Source organism: Flavobacterium qiangtangense (genome assembly GCF_042658345.1).
Lineage (GTDB): Bacteria > Bacteroidota > Bacteroidia > Flavobacteriales > Flavobacteriaceae > Flavobacterium > Flavobacterium qiangtangense.
Map to the genome: position 1 here is coordinate 259968 of NZ_JBHSQB010000007.1, position 19143 is coordinate 279110.

The 19143-nt window shown below is 35.0% G+C and carries 19 protein-coding genes; 13 read left to right on the forward strand and 6 right to left on the reverse strand.

What is annotated here, in order from left to right:
- The first annotated feature begins 17 nt into the window (after positions 1 to 17).
- Genes ACFPVY_RS09025 through ACFPVY_RS09040 form a run of 4 tightly spaced genes read left to right on the forward strand, consistent with a single transcriptional unit; the run spans position 18 to position 4622 of the window.
- Entirely contained in the window at positions 18 to 194 is a 177-nt protein-coding gene (locus ACFPVY_RS09025) for a hypothetical protein (RefSeq protein ID WP_379791652.1), read from the forward strand.
- Entirely contained in the window at positions 172 to 1290 is a 1119-nt protein-coding gene (locus tag ACFPVY_RS09030) for an aspartyl protease family protein (protein ID WP_379791653.1), read from the forward strand. The genes ACFPVY_RS09025 and ACFPVY_RS09030 overlap by 23 nt, the downstream gene beginning before the upstream one ends.
- A 17-nt stretch (positions 1291 to 1307) precedes the next feature.
- Entirely contained in the window at positions 1308 to 2444 is a 1137-nt protein-coding gene (locus ACFPVY_RS09035; RefSeq protein ID WP_379791654.1) for an HlyD family secretion protein, read from the forward strand.
- 27 nt (positions 2445 to 2471) lie between these two features.
- Positions 2472 to 4622: a peptidase domain-containing ABC transporter gene (locus tag ACFPVY_RS09040; RefSeq protein ID WP_379791655.1), complete on the forward strand. Its 2151-nt coding sequence runs from the start codon at positions 2472 to 2474 to the stop codon at positions 4620 to 4622.
- Positions 4623 to 4836: 214 nt separating this feature from the next.
- Here the strand turns inward: ACFPVY_RS09040 and ACFPVY_RS09045 are convergent, their stop codons facing one another.
- The 5 genes from ACFPVY_RS09045 to dapF all read right to left on the reverse strand — a co-directional run bounded on the left by ACFPVY_RS09045 (position 4837) and on the right by dapF (position 9045).
- Positions 4837 to 5478, reverse strand: a complete 642-nt coding sequence (locus ACFPVY_RS09045; RefSeq protein ID WP_379791656.1) for a peptidoglycan-binding protein LysM — start codon at positions 5476 to 5478, stop codon at positions 4837 to 4839.
- A gap of 97 nt (positions 5479 to 5575) precedes the next feature.
- Positions 5576 to 6490 carry a DUF2279 domain-containing protein gene (locus ACFPVY_RS09050; RefSeq protein ID WP_379791657.1) on the reverse strand — a complete coding sequence of 305 codons (915 nt, stop codon included), beginning with the start codon at positions 6488 to 6490 and terminating at the stop codon, positions 5576 to 5578.
- Positions 6491 to 6492: 2 nt separating this feature from the next.
- Positions 6493 to 7533, reverse strand: a complete 1041-nt coding sequence (gene mltG, locus ACFPVY_RS09055) for an endolytic transglycosylase MltG (protein WP_379791658.1) — start codon at positions 7531 to 7533, stop codon at positions 6493 to 6495.
- Between the two features lie 12 nt (positions 7534 to 7545).
- The gene (locus tag ACFPVY_RS09060; protein ID WP_379791659.1) at positions 7546 to 8079 is read right to left on the reverse strand and encodes a GNAT family N-acetyltransferase; all 534 of its coding nucleotides are present in this window, start codon (positions 8077 to 8079) and stop codon (positions 7546 to 7548) included.
- Positions 8080 to 8262: 183 nt separating this feature from the next.
- Positions 8263 to 9045, reverse strand: a complete 783-nt coding sequence (gene dapF, locus ACFPVY_RS09065; protein ID WP_379791660.1) for a diaminopimelate epimerase — start codon at positions 9043 to 9045, stop codon at positions 8263 to 8265.
- A 180-nt stretch (positions 9046 to 9225) separates the two neighbouring features.
- On the opposite strand from dapF, the gene ACFPVY_RS09070 reads away from it, so the two are divergent.
- From ACFPVY_RS09070 to ACFPVY_RS09110, 9 genes are all read left to right on the forward strand, one after another.
- Positions 9226 to 10623, forward strand: coding sequence for a trypsin-like peptidase domain-containing protein (locus ACFPVY_RS09070; protein WP_379791661.1), 1398 nt, complete (start codon positions 9226 to 9228; stop codon positions 10621 to 10623).
- A 148-nt stretch (positions 10624 to 10771) separates the two neighbouring features.
- A complete protein-coding gene (locus ACFPVY_RS09075; RefSeq protein WP_379791662.1) occupies positions 10772 to 12220 on the forward strand; it encodes a glyceraldehyde-3-phosphate dehydrogenase in 1449 nt (482 codons plus the stop codon).
- A gap of 169 nt (positions 12221 to 12389) precedes the next feature.
- The gene (locus ACFPVY_RS09080; RefSeq protein WP_379791663.1) at positions 12390 to 13088 is read left to right on the forward strand and encodes a C1q-like domain-containing protein; all 699 of its coding nucleotides are present in this window, start codon (positions 12390 to 12392) and stop codon (positions 13086 to 13088) included.
- A gap of 40 nt (positions 13089 to 13128) precedes the next feature.
- A complete protein-coding gene (locus ACFPVY_RS09085; RefSeq protein WP_379791664.1) occupies positions 13129 to 13596 on the forward strand; it encodes an OsmC family protein in 468 nt (155 codons plus the stop codon).
- A 50-nt stretch (positions 13597 to 13646) separates the two neighbouring features.
- Complete coding sequence (locus ACFPVY_RS09090) at positions 13647 to 14060, forward strand: DUF1801 domain-containing protein (protein ID WP_379791665.1); 414 nt, start codon at positions 13647 to 13649, stop codon at positions 14058 to 14060.
- Positions 14061 to 14154: 94 nt separating this feature from the next.
- Positions 14155 to 14979 carry an SDR family oxidoreductase gene (locus ACFPVY_RS09095; protein WP_379791666.1) on the forward strand — a complete coding sequence of 275 codons (825 nt, stop codon included), beginning with the start codon at positions 14155 to 14157 and terminating at the stop codon, positions 14977 to 14979.
- 27 nt (positions 14980 to 15006) lie between these two features.
- Positions 15007 to 15930, forward strand: a complete 924-nt coding sequence (locus ACFPVY_RS09100) for a helix-turn-helix domain-containing protein (RefSeq protein ID WP_379791667.1) — start codon at positions 15007 to 15009, stop codon at positions 15928 to 15930.
- A gap of 2 nt (positions 15931 to 15932) precedes the next feature.
- Positions 15933 to 16487 carry a DNA-3-methyladenine glycosylase I gene (locus ACFPVY_RS09105; protein WP_379791668.1) on the forward strand — a complete coding sequence of 185 codons (555 nt, stop codon included), beginning with the start codon at positions 15933 to 15935 and terminating at the stop codon, positions 16485 to 16487.
- A 3-nt stretch (positions 16488 to 16490) separates the two neighbouring features.
- On the forward strand, positions 16491 to 16802 hold the full coding sequence (locus tag ACFPVY_RS09110; protein WP_379791669.1) for a nucleoside triphosphate pyrophosphohydrolase family protein: 312 nt from the start codon (positions 16491 to 16493) through the stop codon (positions 16800 to 16802).
- Positions 16803 to 16858: 56 nt separating this feature from the next.
- Here the strand turns inward: ACFPVY_RS09110 and ACFPVY_RS09115 are convergent, their stop codons facing one another.
- Entirely contained in the window at positions 16859 to 19126 is a 2268-nt protein-coding gene (locus ACFPVY_RS09115; RefSeq protein ID WP_379791670.1) for an aconitate hydratase, read from the reverse strand.
- Positions 19127 to 19143: the final 17 nt, after the last annotated feature.

Genomic DNA, 19143 nt, shown 5'->3' on the forward strand with positions numbered 1-19143 from the left:
ATTTTAAAATTTAGAAAATGAATTTAGAGAAAATGAATTTAGTTGAGATGAGTTCTCAAGAGGTTAAAGAAACTAGTGGTGGATTTTTAGGATTCTTAATTGCTGCAATTATTATTGTTGCTGCGGTTATATTTGCTAATGATGGTAACGATAGCACAGAAACTTATGTTAATGGTGTCAGAGTTGGTAAATAAAAATCATTTCAAAAGGGAGCATTTAATTATGCTTCCTTTTTTCTTTCTCTTTTTTAGTTGCAGAACTTTAAAACAAACAACCTTACCCTTTAAATACGATGATTTTATCTTAGTTAATGTAACGATAAATGATACTTTATCAGGCAACATGATTTTTGACACAGGTTCAAATCACACAATTATTTACAAACAGTTTATCGAATTTGATAAAAACATAAAAAGTAAAGAGGCAAAAATTATTGATTTTTATGGCAACATAGATAAAATAATATATTCAAGAGTCAAAAAATTCACAATTGGCAATCAAGATTTAAGCAATGTAAAAATTAGATTCAATAATCTTAATAATATTTACAAAAAAAACAATATTATTGGAATTTTAGGAACTGATATTATTAGTAAATATTCTTGGGCTTTTGATTTTAAAAACAATGAATTAAAAATTAATTCTCCTATTGATTACAACAATTTAAATATTCTAAATATTGATTTTAAGAAAAAATCGGTAATAAACGAAAATATCACTATCGCCAGCAAAAGAATTAGTAATTTAAGACTCGACACAGGTTGCCTATGTCAATTGACACTAAATTCAAGAGATAAGCCAAATTTATATTTTAAAACAGAAATAAATCTAATTACAAGTATAATTGGTAAAGAGGATAAATATAGTATTGATTTTTCAAACCTTGGCACAATAAGTTACAAAGAAATTGAAAGTGATTCGATACAAATACAAGTTTCTAATAATTTTATAAATCTAGTAGGTATAGATTTTTTTAAAAAAGACATTTTAGTAATCGACGGAATTAACAATAAATTTTATTATTCTGACATACTAAAACACAGACCAAATCAAAACAACAAACTTGGATTAAGATTCGGAATTAAAAATGAAAAAATATTTATCACAGCAATCATTAAAGATTCTCTATCATATAAAAAAGGTATAAAACTAGGAGATGCAATAGAATCAATAAATGAAAATAAAATAAAAATATCAGAAAATACTTTAGACTCAATTAACAATATTAGAAACAATATTAAGAATATAACTATTAAGAGAAATGACGAACTTTTACAATTCTCATTTTAAAATTTTAAATGTTGCAAATGACTTTTAGCTCTGACCCAATTAACACAATCGAAAATCTCCACGCCAAAAATAAAACAAAAAGTATTTCTATTTATTTGGCAATTATTCTTGCATTAATAGCAATATTATTTTTACTACCAATTATCAAAATAGACATAAGCAGTCAAAGCCGTGGCATAATCAGAAGTACAACTGACAATGTTCCAGTAACCACAATTGTAAATGGACGAATCACTTGGATTAATTTAAAAAATAACACGCAAATTTATCAAGGCGATACTTTGCTGAAAATCGCTAAAGAATCGCTAGAAACAGAAAAAAAAGTGCAAAATGATTTATCAGGCACTGCATTTCAAATTTCTGAAGATTTATTAAATGTGCTTAATGGAAAAACTTCAAATTTAAAAACAGCTTCTATTAGAGAAGATTTTAATAAATTTCAAGCTCAAAAAGAAGAACTTCAAAACAAATTTTCTCAAGCTGAAATAAATTATAATAGAAATAAAACCTTATTTGATAAAGGTATCATCGCCAAAGTGGAATATGAAAAATATTTTTATGAATTTGAGTCTTCAAAACATGCGTTAAACAGTTTTATTAAATCTCAAAAATCTACTTGGGAAAATCAAAAACGTGATTTAGAAGAACAAATCAAAAACTTAAAAGGTAGCGTTTCTAAAATAAATGTCGAAGAAAACAATTATGTTGTGATTGCGCCAACTTCAGGCACAATTGAAAATTTTTCGGGTTTGCAAATCGGATCCTTTTTAAATGCTTCCCAACAAATTGCTACTATTTCACCAATCGACGACCTTATTGTTGAAAGTTCTGTTTCTCCAGATGATATTGGCCTAATTAGAAAAAATCAAAAAGTCAAATTTCAGATGGATGCATTTAATTATAATCAGTGGGGATTATTGGAAGGAGTAGTCACAGATATAGACAAGAATATTACATTACAAGAAGATATTGCCTACTTTAAAGTGAGATGCAAATTAAATAGCAAAGAAATGCTATTAAAGTCAGGCTATAAGGCAGAAGTTTCAAAAGGAATGACGCTGACTACAAGATATCTCATTACAAGACGAAGCCTTTTTGACTTGCTTTTTGACAAAGTTGACGACTGGATTAATCCAAAGTCAATCTCTAAATAATATTTCCATTTAAATCCATTCAGAAAAATGTCTTCTATAAAAATTAAACAACATGATATTAAAGATTGTGGTGCTACTTGTCTTGCTTCTATTGGAAATCATTACGGAATTAATTTGCCAATAGCGAAAATCCGTCAATACGCCAACACCGATAAGAGAGGAACCAATGTATTAGGAATTATTGAAGCGTCAGAAAAAATGGGCTTTTTAGCTAAAGGCGTAAAAGGTGGTTTTGATTCTTTAGATAAAATTCCTTTACCTGCAATCGCACATGTTGTGGTTAAAGAGCAACTACATCATTATGTTGTCATTTATGCTGTTAGTAAAGACAAAATTGAAGTTATGGATCCTGCTTTTGGAAAAATGGAAACTTACAATTTCGAAGAATTTAAAAAAATATGGTCTGGTGTTTTAATTCTCTTTGCCAAAAATGATGATTTTATAGCTTATAATGAAAAAGTTTCTTCTATCAGAAGATTTTGGACTTTGGTACAACCACATAAAACTATTCTACTACAAGCTTTAGTTGGAGCTATATTATTTACAGTTCTTGGACTTGCAATGTCAATTTATGTCCAAAAAATAACTGACTATGTTTTAGTAGAAGGGAATCGTAATCTATTAAATTTAATGAGCGTTTCAATGGTTGCAATTATCTTACTCCAAGGTTATATTGGATCAAAGAAAAGTCTTTTTGTCATGAAAACGGGACAATTAATTGATGCAAAATTAATTTTAGGATATTACAAACATTTGCTTCATTTGCCACAGCGCTTTTTCGACACTATGCAAATTGGCGAAATTACCTCAAGAATAAATGATGCCGTAAAAATTAGATCATTTATAAATGAAGTTGCAATTGACATGATAGTCAATGTTTTTATAGTCGTTTTTTCATTTGCGTTGATGTTCACTTATTATTGGAAATTGGCTTTAATAATTTTGCTAGTAATTCCATTTTATGCTTTGATTTATTTTTTACTTAATAAATTCAATAAAAAGGTAGAAAGACAAATAATGGAAAATGCTGCTGAACTCCAAACACAATTAGTTGAAAGTGTAACGCACATTAGAACAGTAAAAGAATTTGGAATAGAAGAATTTTCAAATATTAAAACAGAAAATAGGTTTGTGAAATTATTATTCACAACTTACAAGTCTGGATTAAACAGTATTTTTGCTGGTACGTCCACACAATTTTTAGCATCAATTTTTACTGTAATTCTTCTATGGGTTGGTTCAGGATATGTAATTGATAGAGCAATAACTCCAGGAGAATTATTTTCTTTTTATGCATTGATTGGATATTTTACTTCTCCAGTAGCTTCTTTAATAGGCATGAACAAAACTGCACAGAATGCATTGATTGCAGCGGATCGTCTATTTGAAATCATGGATTTGGAAAGAGAAGAAACGGAAAACAAAATTGAATTACAAAAAGAAAATATCGGTGATATAAAATTTGAAAATGTTTCGTTTAGATATGGTTCAAGAACTGAAGTTTTTAAAAGTTTCAACGCAACTTTTAAAAAGAATGAAATGACTGCTATTGTTGGAGAAAGCGGCAGTGGCAAAACAACATTAATTTCTCTACTACAAAATCTATATCCAATAAAAGAAGGAAAAATAATTATTGGTGATTATGACTTGAAGCACATCTATTATAAAAGCTTAAGAAACTACATTGGCGTGATACCGCAACAATTAAATCTTTTTTCCGGTAATATTATTGAAAACATAGCATTAGGTGATTCATTTCCAAATATTCAAAGAATTATTGACTTATCTAAACAACTTGAAATAACTGAATTTGTTGAAAAGTTACCTAATGGTTTTGAGAGTCAAATTGGCGAAAACGGGGCAATGTTATCGGGCGGGCAAAAACAAAGAATTGCTATAGCACGAGCATTATATAAAAATCCGGAAATACTCTTGATGGATGAGGCTACCTCGTCTTTAGATACAAATTCAGAAAAAATTGTAAAAGATGTGATTGACAATTTTAAATCTCAAGGAAAAACAATCATAGTAATTGCGCATCGCTTAAGTACGATTGCAAATGCAGATACAATCATTGTAATGGAAAATGGCACTATCGTTGAATCTGGAACTCATAGTAATTTGATAAATCAAAATGGCAAATATCTTGATTTATGGACTAAACAAAGTTTGGTGTAATTTTTAAAATAAAAACAATGAAAAATCAAATTTTAAATTTACTACTAGGAAAAGAACACAGAAATTTTTTCGTCATAATCTACTCAATTATAATAATTTCTGCTTTTCTATTTTACAGGTTATGCAATTGGGCAAGCATTTTATTATTATTTCAATTAGAAACAAAAAAGCCGATTATCACTAATCGGCTTTTTTATTTACAAAAATTGAATTTCTAATTCAACTTCACTTTTGCATTCATATTTGCAACGATGTGCGAAGTATCATAACCTCCGAATTTCTTAAAGTAGCTTTTCATTGAGGTCCCGAAACCGTCTTTGAATTTGCTTTTTCCGTTGCTTCTCAAGTAATTTTTAACTGATCCAGCGCCACCTAAATGTGCTGCCGCTAAAATACCAGATTCGGTAATTTTTACGCCGTTAACCACTTTTCCTTCATACTTTTCGATTTCGTATTCCAGCTGTGCTTTGTTGATGGAAAGCAATGCCTTGAACGCTTTTTCTTGAAGTCTTGGGTTGTTCAAAAAATCTTTTTTACTCTTAATCCCAATAGAACGCAGGGCTGACATACCAAATTGGTATTTTCCCATGTATCCAAAAGTGTTGATTAATTTGTATTGTCCTTGAGATTCTCGAATGGCGATTGCCTGTTTGAAGCCGGTGTAAGATTTTCCTGTGTAAGGTAGCTCGAGATTGACGTATTGACTTTCATCTTGTGTTGGGACTGTGTAAATGATTTCCTCATCTTCTCCCACATAAAACCAAGAATTTTTTTCGGATTCTTTAGATGTAAAACCTAAAGTGATGAAGGCGATTATAAGCATCAAGCCTCCAAAAAAGTAACATTTTTTTATCATAAATTGGATTTCTCAAGCACTGTCACCATCTTGAAATTTCTAGGGGGCAAAGATACGATAAAAAATAGGATATTGACTATCAGGCTGTTAATGTTTTCTAAAAATAGATTAAGTGCGCTTTTATTCCGCCTAACTCCCTGAATTCTAAAGTTGGAGCTGGAACTTTTATGGAGTTAAAAATCGAAAAAAGTGTCTTTAAAACGTGATTTTGAGTCTTAATTTTAGTCAAATCTAAATCTAAACTGACGTAAAACTGTCGCGTTCTTTCCTTTTCTGGAAGAAAAACAGTGTTGACCAAACCGTCATTGGCCGTAATCATTCCTTCGGCGCCATAACCGACTGCAACATTCAGCCATTTTGGGATTTTTGACTCCTTAAAAAACGAATGAATATTTGCCGAAAGCCAGTAGGTTTGTCCATTATAATCTTTTAAAATTTCTTCGGAAAATGTGCTTCCCAAAACTTCAGGCCGCGCTCCCGCGTAAGGCGTTCTGTGGAAAGAAAACTTTGGAACAATTCGCTGTTCGTCCCAAAGCAATTCTTGGCCTGCATATAAAATCGTTCCGGAAGCATTTGAAGCAACATCACCCCAAGAAAATCCCCATTCAGCGGAATAGCCGTCCATAACCTCAACAGCAGTCAGAAAAACAAATCCGGTTGTTGCGCCAAAAATTAGTTGATGCTTTTTCGAAACACCGCTCCAGTCGAGCAATTCGGCCGAAAATCTTCCTAAATGATACGAAGAATAAACATGCCCTGCCTTGTCCATTTGCAACCAATGCGCATTGTCATTCTTAAAATGGAAATCTGATTTAGCGTAATCTTTATACCAAAGTTGGTTCAAACCCACCAAAGCTCCTCCGAGAGCTACGGTTTCTGAAAGAACGACTGCGTTTCTTCGAGGTACATTTAAAGAATCAGATGGCGTGAGCAAATCTTGGAATTGATTTTGCGCCACGCCATCTGACAATGAAAATAATAGTAGTAGAAAATAGTATTTAAAAAACCTCAAAACTATCTTTTGATTCCTTGTTTGTTAACCCAAGCCACATATTTCTGGCGATTTACTTCGTGTTGCGCCGGAGTTACCGCAAATTCGTGGTAGCCAAAATTGGTTACGCTCGCACAAAAATAAATGTAATTATGTTGCTCCGGATTTAAAACTGCGTCAATTGCAGTTACATCTGGCATTGCAATTGGTCCTGGTGGCAAACCAAAATTTCTGTATGTATTATAAGGAGAAACGGTTTCTAAATCCTTGTATAAAACTCTTTTGATTACTCTGTTGAAATCATTCTCCGATTTTTTTACTGCGTAAATCACTGTTGGGTCAGCTTCCAATTTCATTCCAGTTTTTAATCGGTTTAAGTAAACACCCGCCACTCTTGGTCTTTCGTCTGTTTTTACGGTTTCTTTGTGAACGATTGAAGCCAATGCAGAAACTTCTAGCGGAGTCAATTTTTGTGCTTCTGCTTTTGCTTTTCTGCTATCGTTCCAGAATTTTCTGTATTCTTTCGCCATTCTATCACGGAATTTTTCTGCAGAAGTATTCCAGAAAAAGTCGTAGGAATTTGGGATAAACATCGCCAAAACGTTTTCTTCCGTGAATCCGTTTTCGTCTAAAAATGCTGCATCGGTAAAAGCTTTCATCAATGAAGTGCTGTCGGCTTCAATCTGCGTACTGATTCTTCCAGCAAAATCTTCCAATCTTTCTTGGTTGTTGAAAGCAATTTTTGTTTCTAAAGGCTGACGCAATGAATTGATGATATCATTATTGTTCATTCCTTTTTTCAGAAGAAATTTTCCTGCTTTTACATTGGCAACGTATGATTTTTTTTCAGCCACATTTCTGAAGCTTTCCAAATTTTCTAAATAAGGAGATACGATTTTTTCGACTTCTAAGTAGTCAGAATCGGTTGGAATGTAAACGAAAAGCTCTTTTTCTTCAAATTTTGTATTGGGTGCAAAAATCTTTTGGTACATAAAATACCCAAAAATCATTAAACCAATCATTACAATGACAGAAGTTATGCCTATGATTTTTTTTAGTTTCAAAGTGGTAGTTTTTTAAAGTTGATGATTGATTAACTGAAACATTGCTTCGTCTTTATAAACGCCGTCAATGAGATTCCATTGTTTTTTTATTCCGCTTTTTTCGAAACCAAAATTAGTAAAAAGAGTGATACTTGCTTCATTCTCTGGATTGATATTTGCAAATAATTGGTTTAAATTTAATTGCTTAAACGAATAATTTATCAAAAGTTCTAAAGCCTGAGAACCAACGCCTTGATTTCTGTTTCCTTCGTTCTTAATAATAATGCCAATTCCCGCACGGTTATTTCTGGGGTCGTATTCGAATAAATCGATTAATCCAATGGCTTTAAAATCGTCATTTTTGCAAATCGCCAAGCGCAATTGTTTCGCTTCATAAATATCTTGGTGTGCATTTTCAAGATATTGGCGAATTAAAAATCGGCTGTAAGGCGTTTGCGTGTTGCTGAATTCCCAGATAGATTCGTCATTTTCTATGGCAAAAATGAATTCAAGATCTTCAGGTTCTAAAGCGCGGAGATAGATATTTTTTCCTTGTAAGGTTGTCATTTGGACTTCTTAGATTGTTAGATTTTTGGACTTTTTAGATTTAAGCGTATTCGCTGTTTATAATTTTTTTCTAAAATTCCTACTTTACACAGACTTGTCATTCCGACGAAGGAGGAATCTTAACTAGTTGCTCAAATGGCGGAGATTCCTCCTTCGTCGGAATGACAAAAAATGTCTTAAAAATTAAACGGCAACAGTTCCTTCAAACACAAATGTAGCCGGACCTTTCAAGAAAACATCGGTATATTTTCCGTCTTTTTCTATGAACGAAACTTCAAGCTTCCCTCCTTCTACATTTAATTTAATGGTATCAGAATTTGTTCTTCCGGTGGCTTTCATAGCGATGGCGACCGCTGTAACTCCGGTTCCGCATGATAAGGTTTCGTCTTCCACGCCTCTTTCGTATGTTCTTACTGAAAAAGTGTCAGTGTCATTTTGATGTACAAAGTTGACATTGCTTCCGGCTTGACCGTATAAATTACCGTAGCGAATTTCGGCGCCTTTTTCTTTTATCGGATAATTTTTCAAATCTTCAACCAACTGAACGTGATGTGGCGAACCGGTATCTAAGAAAATATAATCTTCTTCAATTTTCACGGCATCAACGTCTTTCATCTGAAGCGACACGATTCCGTTTTCAGAAATTGTCGCGTGATGCAAGCCGTCTGTGGCGATGAAAGTCGTTTTGTTTTCAATGACTCCGAGTTGTTTTGCAAAGGCGACCAAACATCTTCCACCGTTTCCACACATTGAACTTTGGTTTCCATCAGAATTGTAATAGACCATTTTAAAGTCGGTTTCTGCATCATTTTCCAATAAAATCAATCCGTCAGCTCCAATTCCAAAACGTCTGTCGCAAAGTTTTGCAATTAATTTGGTATCGTTTTTGGAAAAAGTTTCTTGGCGATTATCAATCATGATGAAATCGTTTCCTGTGCCTTGGTATTTATAAAATGTAATTTCCATGTTCGATGTAATATTTAACCCTACTAGGGTTTGAAACCCTAGTAGGGTTGTAAAAATAAGTCATTACAAAAGTACGAATATTAATGAAAAGTTAATCATTGTTAATCGTGCGTTAAAGCGAAAATAACGGCACAATTTTCAATATATATTTACATCAAATAACTTAATTATTAACATACTATGAAAAGATTTTCCAGTTTATTTCTAGTGTCCTTATTAAGTGGCGCGACCACTTTGGGCGCTTACAAGCTGTTCATTGAAAATGACGGTTTATTATCCAACAACAAAAAATCGATTGTGACGGAAGCTCCTGTGAATTTCACTAAAAACGTGGGACTTGGCGCGGAGACGGTTAATTTTACGGAGGCAGCAGACAATGCGGTTCACACGGTAGTTCACGTGAAAAATGTGACGTATCGAACGGTAAATAATCCCATGCTTGAATATTATTATGGTTACAAAGGCGGTCAACAGCAAGCGCAAGTGGGGACTGGTTCTGGCGTAATTATTTCTGAAGACGGTTATATTGTGACAAATAATCACGTGGTTCAAGACGCATCTGAACTTGAAGTTACCTTAAATAATAAAGATACGTATAAGGCAAAATTGATTGGAACCGACTCAAAAATGGACATCGCGTTGCTGAAAATTGACACCGGTTCTAAACTTCCTTATGCAGTTTTTGGTGATTCTGATGGCGTGAAAGTTGGCGAATGGGTTTTGGCTGTTGGGAATCCGTATAATTTGACTTCGACTGTAACGGCAGGAATTGTTTCGGCGAAAGCCAGAAATTTAGACCAAAAGGGAATTCAGTCGTTTATCCAAACTGATGCTGCGGTAAATCCTGGAAACAGCGGTGGTGCTTTGGTGAATACAAGAGGAGAATTGATTGGAATCAATACGATGATTTCTTCGATGACGGGTTCTTACGTAGGATATTCCTTTGCGGTTCCATCAAATATTACCAGAAAAATCATTGAAGATATTATGGAATATGGTAACGTGCAACGAGGAATCTTGGGTGTTGAAGGTGGCGAATTGAACAGCGCGGTTTCTAAAGAATTGGGTATCAATCGTTCTTCCGGATTTTATGTAAACGGCGTGACCAAAAATTCTGGTGCTGAAAAAGCAGGCTTGAAAAAAGGCGATATCATCATCAAATTAGACGAAACGAGCGTGACTTCTTTTGCCGATTTATCTGGAGTTGTGAACACCAAACGCCCAAATGATGTGATTAAAGTGACGTATGTAAGAGACGGAAAATCTTGGGTTGTTCCGGTGACTTTGACTAAAAACGAGTTTTCTTCGTATAGTTTTAATGGAATGCAATTGGAGGATATTTCTCCGGCGGACGCCAAAAAATTCAACTTGAGTTATGGCGTAAAAATTAAGGAAGTCGAAAATGATTATAACGACTTCTTAAAAGGGAGCATCATCTTGAAAATTGACAATGAAAAAGTAGAAAATGTGGAAAGTGCTTCTGAAATCTTAACTAAAAAGCAAGAAAATCGTGCGATGAAAATCGAATTGATTAACAAAAATGGTCAATTGGAAAGATATATTTTACAGACAAGATAATTTCTAAAACCTCTGAACAAAGCCAGTTTTAACGACTGGCTTTTTTTATGGAAAATTTTTAGCAAAATCCTTTACGAAAACGTTTGAAATCTATACTTTTGCATCGGTAAAAAAAACTTACAACACTCAAACGACACTTTTTTTAATCATGACAAAAACAATTTTATACGAAAAAGAACTTTCTTTTCAGGCAGACAGAAGAAGAGCTGGAGTCGAATTCATCAAGATCATCAGCGACCTTTGGTATGATAAATCGATTGAATTGGTTCTTTTCAAAAATCAGTTGATCAATACCAATGTGAGCGACATCATCAATCTTCACGAATATGCTGGAGAATTTGTTGGAAAACCGATCAATGTTTTTGATTCTGTGGAAATCGCCCGCGCTTTATTATCGCTTGATTTGCCTCCTGCAAAGTTGGACATCGGAAAACTGACGTATGAATATCATTTAGAAGACAATAAATATAATGATGCAAAAGCGTTTGTCATCGACAAATTAAGCAATGCAAAAGACTATAAAAACAACAAGCCAAAAGATGTGGTTTTGTATGGTTTTGGACGTATTGGAAGATTATTGGCTCGTGAGTTGATGTCAAAAACCGGAAAAGGAACGCAATTGCGATTGAGAGCGATTGTTGTTCGTGAGAAAAATGACGCTACAAGTTTAGAAAAAAGAGCGTCTTTATTAAGATATGATTCGATTCACGGAGATTTTCAAGGTTCGGTTTCAGCTGATCCAGAAAATAATGCTTTGATCATCAACGGAACAACGGTTCACATTATTTCTGCCGGAAGCCCAGAAGATATTGATTATTCAGATTACGGAATCCAAGACGCTTTGGTGATTGACAATACTGGAGCTTTCACTACAAAAGAAGCGTTAGAAAGACATTTGAAATCAAAAGGAGTTCACAAAGTTTTGTTGACAGCGCCAGGAAAAGGAATGCCAAACATCGTTCACGGCGTAAACCACAAAGAACACAATCCTGATGAAGTGCATATTTTTTCCGCGGCATCTTGTACAACAAATGCAATTACGCCTATTTTAAAGGCGGTTGAAGATACTTTGGGCGTTGTAAAAGGACACTTAGAAACCATTCACGCTTACACAAACGACCAAAATTTGGTTGATAATATGCACAAAAAATACCGTCGTGGTAGAGCTGCAGCGTTAAATATGGTCATCACTGAAACTGGTGCGGGAAGCGCAGTTGCAAAAGCGTTGCCAACTCTTGCCGGAAAATTAACTTCAAATGCAATTAGAGTTCCTGTTCCAAACGGATCTTTGGTAGTTTTGAATTTGGAAGTAAGCAGAGAAACTTCGGTTGATGAAATTAATGAAATCATGAAACGTTATGCTTTAGAAGGTGAATTGGTGGAACAAATCAAATATTCTTTGAATAACGAGTTGGTTTCTTCTGATATCGTTGGCACTTCTGCTCCATCGATTTATGATAGCAATGCAACAATTGTTTCTGGCGACGGAAAAAACATCGTGCTTTATATTTGGTACGACAACGAATATGGCTACAGTCACCAAGTAATTCGCTTGGCAAAATATATTTCTAAGGTAAGAAGATACGCTTACTACTAGGAATTAATTTGAATTTTAATTTTGGTAAAAAAATCCGTTCTAGAAATAGAACGGATTTTTTGTTTTAAATAATTCTCAAATTGAAACTTTATAATTTATTTAAAATCGCATTATGAGAATATATTAATATTATTTCCTACTTTTGAATTGCCACCAAATTCAGAATGTTATGAAAAATATTTTACTATCCATATTATTTTTCCCACTTTTTTCTTATTCCCAAATCGGAATTGGAACAGAAAATCCAACACGAACTTTAGACGTCAATGGCGATTTAAGAGTTCGCACAACTAATGTAACCGTCCGCGAAAGCGCAGCAAAAGATTCTATAATAACGGTTGGCGCAACTGGAAATATCACACGAGTTAGTTCGAAAACGGTTGTTGAAAGTCATCTCAAATCTTTTGTCAAAGGTAGCTTTCCAATTGGCGGAACGGGAACTATTTCTATGAGTATCACGGCTGGAGGTTATGCGCTGATTCCGTTTAACACCGAAGAATTTGACATCAACGAAGAGTTTAATCCTTTAACCGGAATTTTTACTGCGAAAGCAAGCGGAATTTATTCCGTTTCCGTAAATGTCAAAACTACGCCTGCATTATTAAGTTTAAGCAATGATTTTGGTCTTGCGATTTTCAAGAATAGCGATTTAAAAGTCAGAAATAGTTATGCAAATGTATCTATAAGTTTACTCGGAATTGGATTAGTAAACGCTTCGCCGCCGGTAAGATCGCTTCAAACACTTGTTCAACTTAACGCTGGTGATACAGTTTCATTTAGAGCTTACAGCAGTGGAGCTATTTTAAGTACAGGACTGATAGTTGGTTCGGGAGAAGATTCATTTTTCACAATTCAACAAGTTCGATAAACGCTAAAATTTGATTAGATTTGGAAAAACAATTTATCAAATGCATCCAAATCACAACTATAAACTCACCTTAAAATGGACCGGAAATAAAGGAACGGGAACTTCTAGCTATCGTTCTTACGACCGAAACCACGATATTTTAATCGATAATAAAACCACGATTAGAGGTTCGGCCGATCCCACTTTTCACGGAGACAAAACTGTTCACAATCCCGAAGATTTACTTTTGGCATCGCTTTCGGCATGTCACATGATGTCGTACTTGCACGTGTGCGTAAAAAACGGAATCGTTGTCACAGATTACATCGACAACGCAACCGGAATCATGAAAGTAAATGACGATGGTTCGGGGCAATTTATTGAAGTCACGTTAAATCCAATTGTTACAATTTCTGACGAAACATTTTTAGACAAAGCCAATGAACTTCATAAAGAGGCAAATAAATTGTGCTTTATTGCGAATTCGGTGAATTTTTCGGTGAAGCATAACGCAACTAGTAAAGTATGACAAAAGCGATAAGAAAATAGGTCGAATTTGAAAAATAAAATTAGAATCTAATGGCAAAATCAAAGCTTTCAAACGAAGAAGAAGTCTCAGAATATATTTCAAAATTAGAAACTCCTTTAGCAGAAACAGTCCGTTATCTGACAGAAGTAATTTTAGAAACTGACACTGAAATCGCCTCACATATAAAATGGAATTCCGTCAGCTTTTACTATTCTGGAGAGATGAAAGAATTTGATCCAAAGGAATACAAACGCGATTTATTGGTTTTAAATATTCACCGAAAAGATCAGATTTTGATAGTTTTTCCAACCGGAAACAAGATAAATGACACTTCAGGTTTTTTGGAAGGAAATTACACTGACGGACGAAAACTTGCCAAAATAAAAGATTTGGAAGAGGCAAAAGTGAAGAAAGATGCTTTGCAAAATGTGATTAAAGATTGGCTTTCAAAAATTGAAAAATAACTTTCCGTCATTTCGGCTACGCGAAACATCACTTTGGCGAATTAAAAAGTTCAGCTTCTAAAGACCTTTGCTTTGTAATCTTAAACAAAGTAAAATGAAAACAATCTTCATCACGGGAGCTTCTTCCGGACTAGGAAAAGCGACTGCAAAATTATTTCAATCAAAAGGCTGGAACGTCATCGCAACCATGCGAAATCCCGAAAAGGAAACCGAATTAAGTGGTTTACCGAATGTGACTTTATTGCCATTCGACGTAACTAATTTGGAACAAATTGAAGCTACAATCAAAAAAATTACGTCAAAACAAACTATCGATGTGGTTTTTAATAACGCCGGATATGGTTTGGTCGGCGCTTTAGAATCTTATTCTGACGACCAAATTACTAACCAAATCGACACAAATTTAACTGGAGTTTTGCGCGTTATCAAAGCTTTTATTCCCAACTTCAAAGAAAAAAGAAACGGTTTATTTATCACGACAACTTCGGTTTGTGGATTTTCTTCAAATCCGCTTTCGCCGGTTTACAATGCTACAAAATGGGCTTTGGAAGGTTTCAGCGAAAGCATTTCGTATGACTTGGCTTTGTTCAATATCGGGATAAAAACCGTAGCGCCGGGTGGCATTAAAAGTGATTTTATGAAAGGAATGGTTGCTACATCTGACCAAGATTATGAAATTTTAAACAAGAGATTAGGCGAACTTTTTTCTGATGGAACTTTGATTGAATTTACCGAACCAGAAAAAATTGCCGAAGTAGTTTTTGAAGCCGCAACCGATGAAAAAGATCAGCTTCGCTACTTGGCAGGAAATGACGCTGTAAAAATCAGCAATGAAAGAGAAAATAAAGGCAGAGAAAATTTCAGGAAAGATTTGACAAAGCTTTTCAATTTAGAATCGCCATATAAAAAGACAGTTTAATTGCACATCAATTCGTAAATTCGTAACATGAATAGTAAGGAAAATATACCGCAGAAATTTACTTCGATTGGAGATTTGCAACGCACTTTGGGTCTTCCAAAACCGTTGCATCCGTTGGTGAGTTTGGTAAATTATGCCGATATAAAAACTCCGGAAGAAGATTTGCCAAAGGCGATGTTGCTTGATTTTTATAAGATTTCTTATAAGTTTAATTTACAAGGAAAAGTAAAATATGGCCAGCACCATTATGATTTTGACGAAGGCGGCATTTCGTTTATCGCTCCGAATCAAATTATTGCCTCCAAAGAAGAGGAAAAAGATTATTCGGGCTACACACTTCTCTTCCACCCCGATTTTCTTTACGGTTCTTGCATGGCAAAAAACATCAAAAAGTATGGCTTTTTCTCTTATTCTGCCAATGAAGCTTTGTATTTATCGGCTAAAGAAAGACAGACAATTTCCGAAGTTTTTGAACATATTTCACAAGAATTAGACGGAACGATTGACGATTTCAGCCAAGATGTGATTCTTTCGCACATTGAAGTTTTACTGAATTATAGCAGCCGATTTTACAAAAGACAGTTTATAACTAGAAAAGTTGTCAATCACGATATTTTAACCAATTTGGAAGAATTGCTCGAAAATTATTTCAATGATGAAAATGCTTTGCTGAAAGGACTTCCAACAGTAAATTATTTGGCAGAAAAATTACATCTTTCACCAAGATATTTAAGCGATTTATTGCGTTCGCTAACGGGCCAAAATACGCAACAACACATTCATGAAAAAGTGATTGAAAAAGCAAAAGAATATCTTTCTTCAGATAATTTGAATGTGGCAGAAGTTGCTTATCAATTAGGATTTGAGCATCCGCAGTCATTCACGAAGATTTTCAAGAAGAAAACAAACTTGACTCCGATTGAATTTAAACAGAACTTTCAAAAAAATTAATTATGTCTTATTGTAATGCCGTAGAAAATATGCAACCCGCTGAGCGAAAAGCTTTGCATAAAAATTACCACGATAACCATTATGGTTTTCCGATTCACGATGACAATGAATTGTTTGGAAGATTGGTTATGGAAATAAATCAGGCAGGTTTGAGTTGGGAAACAATCTTGAAAAAAGAAGCTTCGTTCAGAAAAGCATACGATAATTTCAATATCGAAAAAGTCGCAAATTATTCCGAAAAAGATAGAGAACGTCTTTTAAACGATGCCGGAATTATTAGGAACAAATTAAAAGTAAACGCCGCAATTGAAAACGCAAACAGCATTATTGAACTCCAGAAAGAATTTGGTTCTTTTGAAAAATGGCTAGAACATCATCATCCAAAAACTAAGGACGAATGGGTAAAAATTTTCAAAAAAACTTTCAAATTTACTGGAGGCGAAATTGTAAATGAATTCTTGATGAGCATCGGTTATTTGAACGGAGCACATTCTGAAAATTGCAAGATTCAAGAAAAAATAGTAAAACAAAACCCGATGTGGCTTACAAAAAAATAAATTATGGATTTTAAAGAAATCGAGGAACGTTCACTAAAAATCAGGGCAAAATATCACGAACTTGAAAAACAGTACCATGGAAGCGAATGGACTGTTGAAGAAGATGCTTTGGCGTTTTTAACCGACGCTGGTTTGGTGGGAAGACTCACGATGTCGCAACAAGGACGCTGGCCAAAAGCCGATGAAAACAATGCAGAATTGAAACATAAACTAGGAGAAAATATTTGGTGGCTGATTGTCTTAGCAAACAGAATGGACATAAATATAGAGGAAGCTTTGGAAGGATTTTTATCCAAAACTGAAAAGCTGCTGTAATAATAAACAAAAAACTCCCGACTTTCATCGGGAGTTTTATTTATATGGAAATCAAATTATGCGTTTCCTGCAGCTGCAATTAAGTTCAACGCTGAACCGGCTTTGAACCAGCCAATTTGTCCTTCGTTATATGTGTGGTTTGCCAGGATTGTATCTTTAGTTCCATCTGCGTGGACGAATTCTAAAGTCAATGGCTTTCCAACTGCAAATTCTGTCAAATCTGTGAAGTTGATCGTGTCATCTTCTTGGATTAAATCATAATCGGCTTCGTTAGCAAAAGTCAAACCTAACAATCCTTGTTTTTTCAAATTCGTTTCGTGAATACGAGCGAAAGATTTTACCAAAACTGCTTTTACACCCAAGTGACGCGGTTCCATTGCTGCATGCTCACGAGAAGAACCTTCACCATAATTGTGGTCACCCACAACGATAGACGGAATTCCTGCCGTTTTATATTCTCTCTGAACCGCCGGAACTGCATCATATTTGCCTGTCAATTGGTTTTTCACAGAGTTCGCTTTTTGGTTAAACGCGTTGATCGCACCAATAAGCATATTGTTTGAAATATTATCTAAATGTCCACGGAAACGCAACCAAGGTCCAGCCATAGAAATGTGATCTGTTGTACATTTTCCGAATGCTTTGATCAGCAATTTCGCTCCTGTGATATTTTTTCCATCCCAAGGTTCAAAAGGAGCCAATAATTGAAGTCTTTCAGAAGTTGGGCTAACCACAACTTGAACTCCAGAACCGTCTTCAGAAGGCGCTTGGAAACCTGGATCTTCCGCGTCAAAACCTTTTGGAGGCAATTCGTTTCCTGTTGGTTCGTCAAGCATTACTTCTTCTCCGTCTTCATTGATCAATTTATCAGTCAACGGATTGAAACCTAAATCGCCGGCAATCGCCAAAGCAGTTACCAATTCAGGAGAACCAACGAATGCCAAAGTATTTGGGTTACCATCAGCACGTTTTGAGAAATTTCTGTTGAATGAGTGAACGATGGTATTTCTTTCCTCTTTTTCAGCACCTTCTCTGTCCCACATTCCGATACAAGGTCCGCAAGCATTGGCAAAAACTGTCGCTCCAATTTTATTAAAAGTATCGATAAAACCATCACGCTCAATCGTATAACGAACTACTTCAGAACCCGGAGTAATTGTAAATTGTGCTTTCGTTTTCAAATTTTTCTCGGAAACTTGTTTTGCCAACGAAGCCGCGCGAGAAATATCTTCGTAAGATGAATTGGTACAAGAACCGATCAATCCCACTTGAATTTGCAATGGCCAGTTATTTTTTGCAGCTTCTTCTTTCATTTTAGAAATTGGCGTAGCCAAATCTGGCGTAAAAGGACCGTTCAAATGTGGCTCTAATTCAGAAAGATTAATCTCGATAACTTGGTCAAAATATTGCTCTGGATTTGCGTAAACTTCGTCATCCCCTGTTAAATACGACGCAACTTTGTCAGCAGCTTCAGCAACGTCTGCTCTATTTGTAGATTTTAAGTAACGACGCATTGAATCGTCATAACCAAAAGTGGAAGTTGTTGCTCCAATTTCGGCACCCATATTACAGATCGTTCCTTTTCCTGTACAAGACATTGAAGTTGCGCCTTCCCCGAAATATTCAACGATAGCACCAGTTCCTCCTTTTACAGTAAGAATTCCGGCAACTTTTAAGATTACGTCTTTTGGAGCTGTCCATCCTGATAATTTTCCTGTCAATTTAATTCCTATAAGCTTTGGAAATTTTAATTCCCAAGCCATTCCAGACATTACGTCAACTGCATCAGCACCACCAACTCCGATGGCAAGCATTCCTAAACCACCAGCATTTACAGTATGAGAATCGGTTCCAATCATCATTCCGCCAGGAAAAGCATAATTTTCAAGAACAACTTGGTGGATAATTCCAGCACCTGGTCCCCAGAAACCGATTCCGTATTTGTCAGAAACCGAAGAAAGGAAATCGAAAACCTCGTTGCTTTGTGTTTTTGCTCTGGCCAAATCGGTTGCAGCATCTACCTTCGCTTGGATCAAGTGGTCACAGTGAACCGTTGTTGGCACTGCTACTTTTGGTTTTCCGGCGTGCATAAATTGCAAAAGCGCCATTTGAGCCGTTGCATCTTGGCAAGCAACTCTATCTGGAGCGAAGTCCACATAATCCTTTCCTCTTGTGAAAGCTTGCGTTGGATTTCCCTCCCAAAGGTGAGCATATAAAATCTTTTCAGAAAGTGTAAGCGGTCGGCCCACAAGCTCACGTGCTTTGTCAACACGTTCTGCCATAGTACCGTATGCTTTTTTAATCATTTCAATATCAAAAGCCATAGTGTATATATTTGTAT

Coding starts and splice junctions, on each gene's coding strand:
- ACFPVY_RS09025 (WP_379791652.1), top strand. CDS start 18: ATGAATTTAGAGAAAATGAATTTAGTTGAGATGAGTTCTCAAGAGGTT.
- ACFPVY_RS09030 (WP_379791653.1), top strand. CDS start 172: ATGGTGTCAGAGTTGGTAAATAAAAATCATTTCAAAAGGGAGCATTTA.
- ACFPVY_RS09035 (WP_379791654.1), top strand. CDS start 1,308: ATGACTTTTAGCTCTGACCCAATTAACACAATCGAAAATCTCCACGCC.
- ACFPVY_RS09040 (WP_379791655.1), top strand. CDS start 2,472: ATGTCTTCTATAAAAATTAAACAACATGATATTAAAGATTGTGGTGCT.
- ACFPVY_RS09045 (WP_379791656.1), bottom strand. CDS start 5,478: ATGATAAAAAAATGTTACTTTTTTGGAGGCTTGATGCTTATAATCGCC.
- ACFPVY_RS09060 (WP_379791659.1), bottom strand. CDS start 8,079: ATGACAACCTTACAAGGAAAAAATATCTATCTCCGCGCTTTAGAACCT.
- dapF (WP_379791660.1), bottom strand. CDS start 9,045: ATGGAAATTACATTTTATAAATACCAAGGCACAGGAAACGATTTCATC.
- ACFPVY_RS09070 (WP_379791661.1), top strand. CDS start 9,226: ATGAAAAGATTTTCCAGTTTATTTCTAGTGTCCTTATTAAGTGGCGCG.
- ACFPVY_RS09075 (WP_379791662.1), top strand. CDS start 10,772: ATGACAAAAACAATTTTATACGAAAAAGAACTTTCTTTTCAGGCAGAC.
- ACFPVY_RS09080 (WP_379791663.1), top strand. CDS start 12,390: ATGAAAAATATTTTACTATCCATATTATTTTTCCCACTTTTTTCTTAT.
- ACFPVY_RS09085 (WP_379791664.1), top strand. CDS start 13,129: ATGCATCCAAATCACAACTATAAACTCACCTTAAAATGGACCGGAAAT.
- ACFPVY_RS09090 (WP_379791665.1), top strand. CDS start 13,647: ATGGCAAAATCAAAGCTTTCAAACGAAGAAGAAGTCTCAGAATATATT.
- ACFPVY_RS09095 (WP_379791666.1), top strand. CDS start 14,155: ATGAAAACAATCTTCATCACGGGAGCTTCTTCCGGACTAGGAAAAGCG.
- ACFPVY_RS09100 (WP_379791667.1), top strand. CDS start 15,007: ATGAATAGTAAGGAAAATATACCGCAGAAATTTACTTCGATTGGAGAT.
- ACFPVY_RS09105 (WP_379791668.1), top strand. CDS start 15,933: ATGTCTTATTGTAATGCCGTAGAAAATATGCAACCCGCTGAGCGAAAA.
- ACFPVY_RS09110 (WP_379791669.1), top strand. CDS start 16,491: ATGGATTTTAAAGAAATCGAGGAACGTTCACTAAAAATCAGGGCAAAA.
- ACFPVY_RS09115 (WP_379791670.1), bottom strand. CDS start 19,126: ATGGCTTTTGATATTGAAATGATTAAAAAAGCATACGGTACTATGGCA.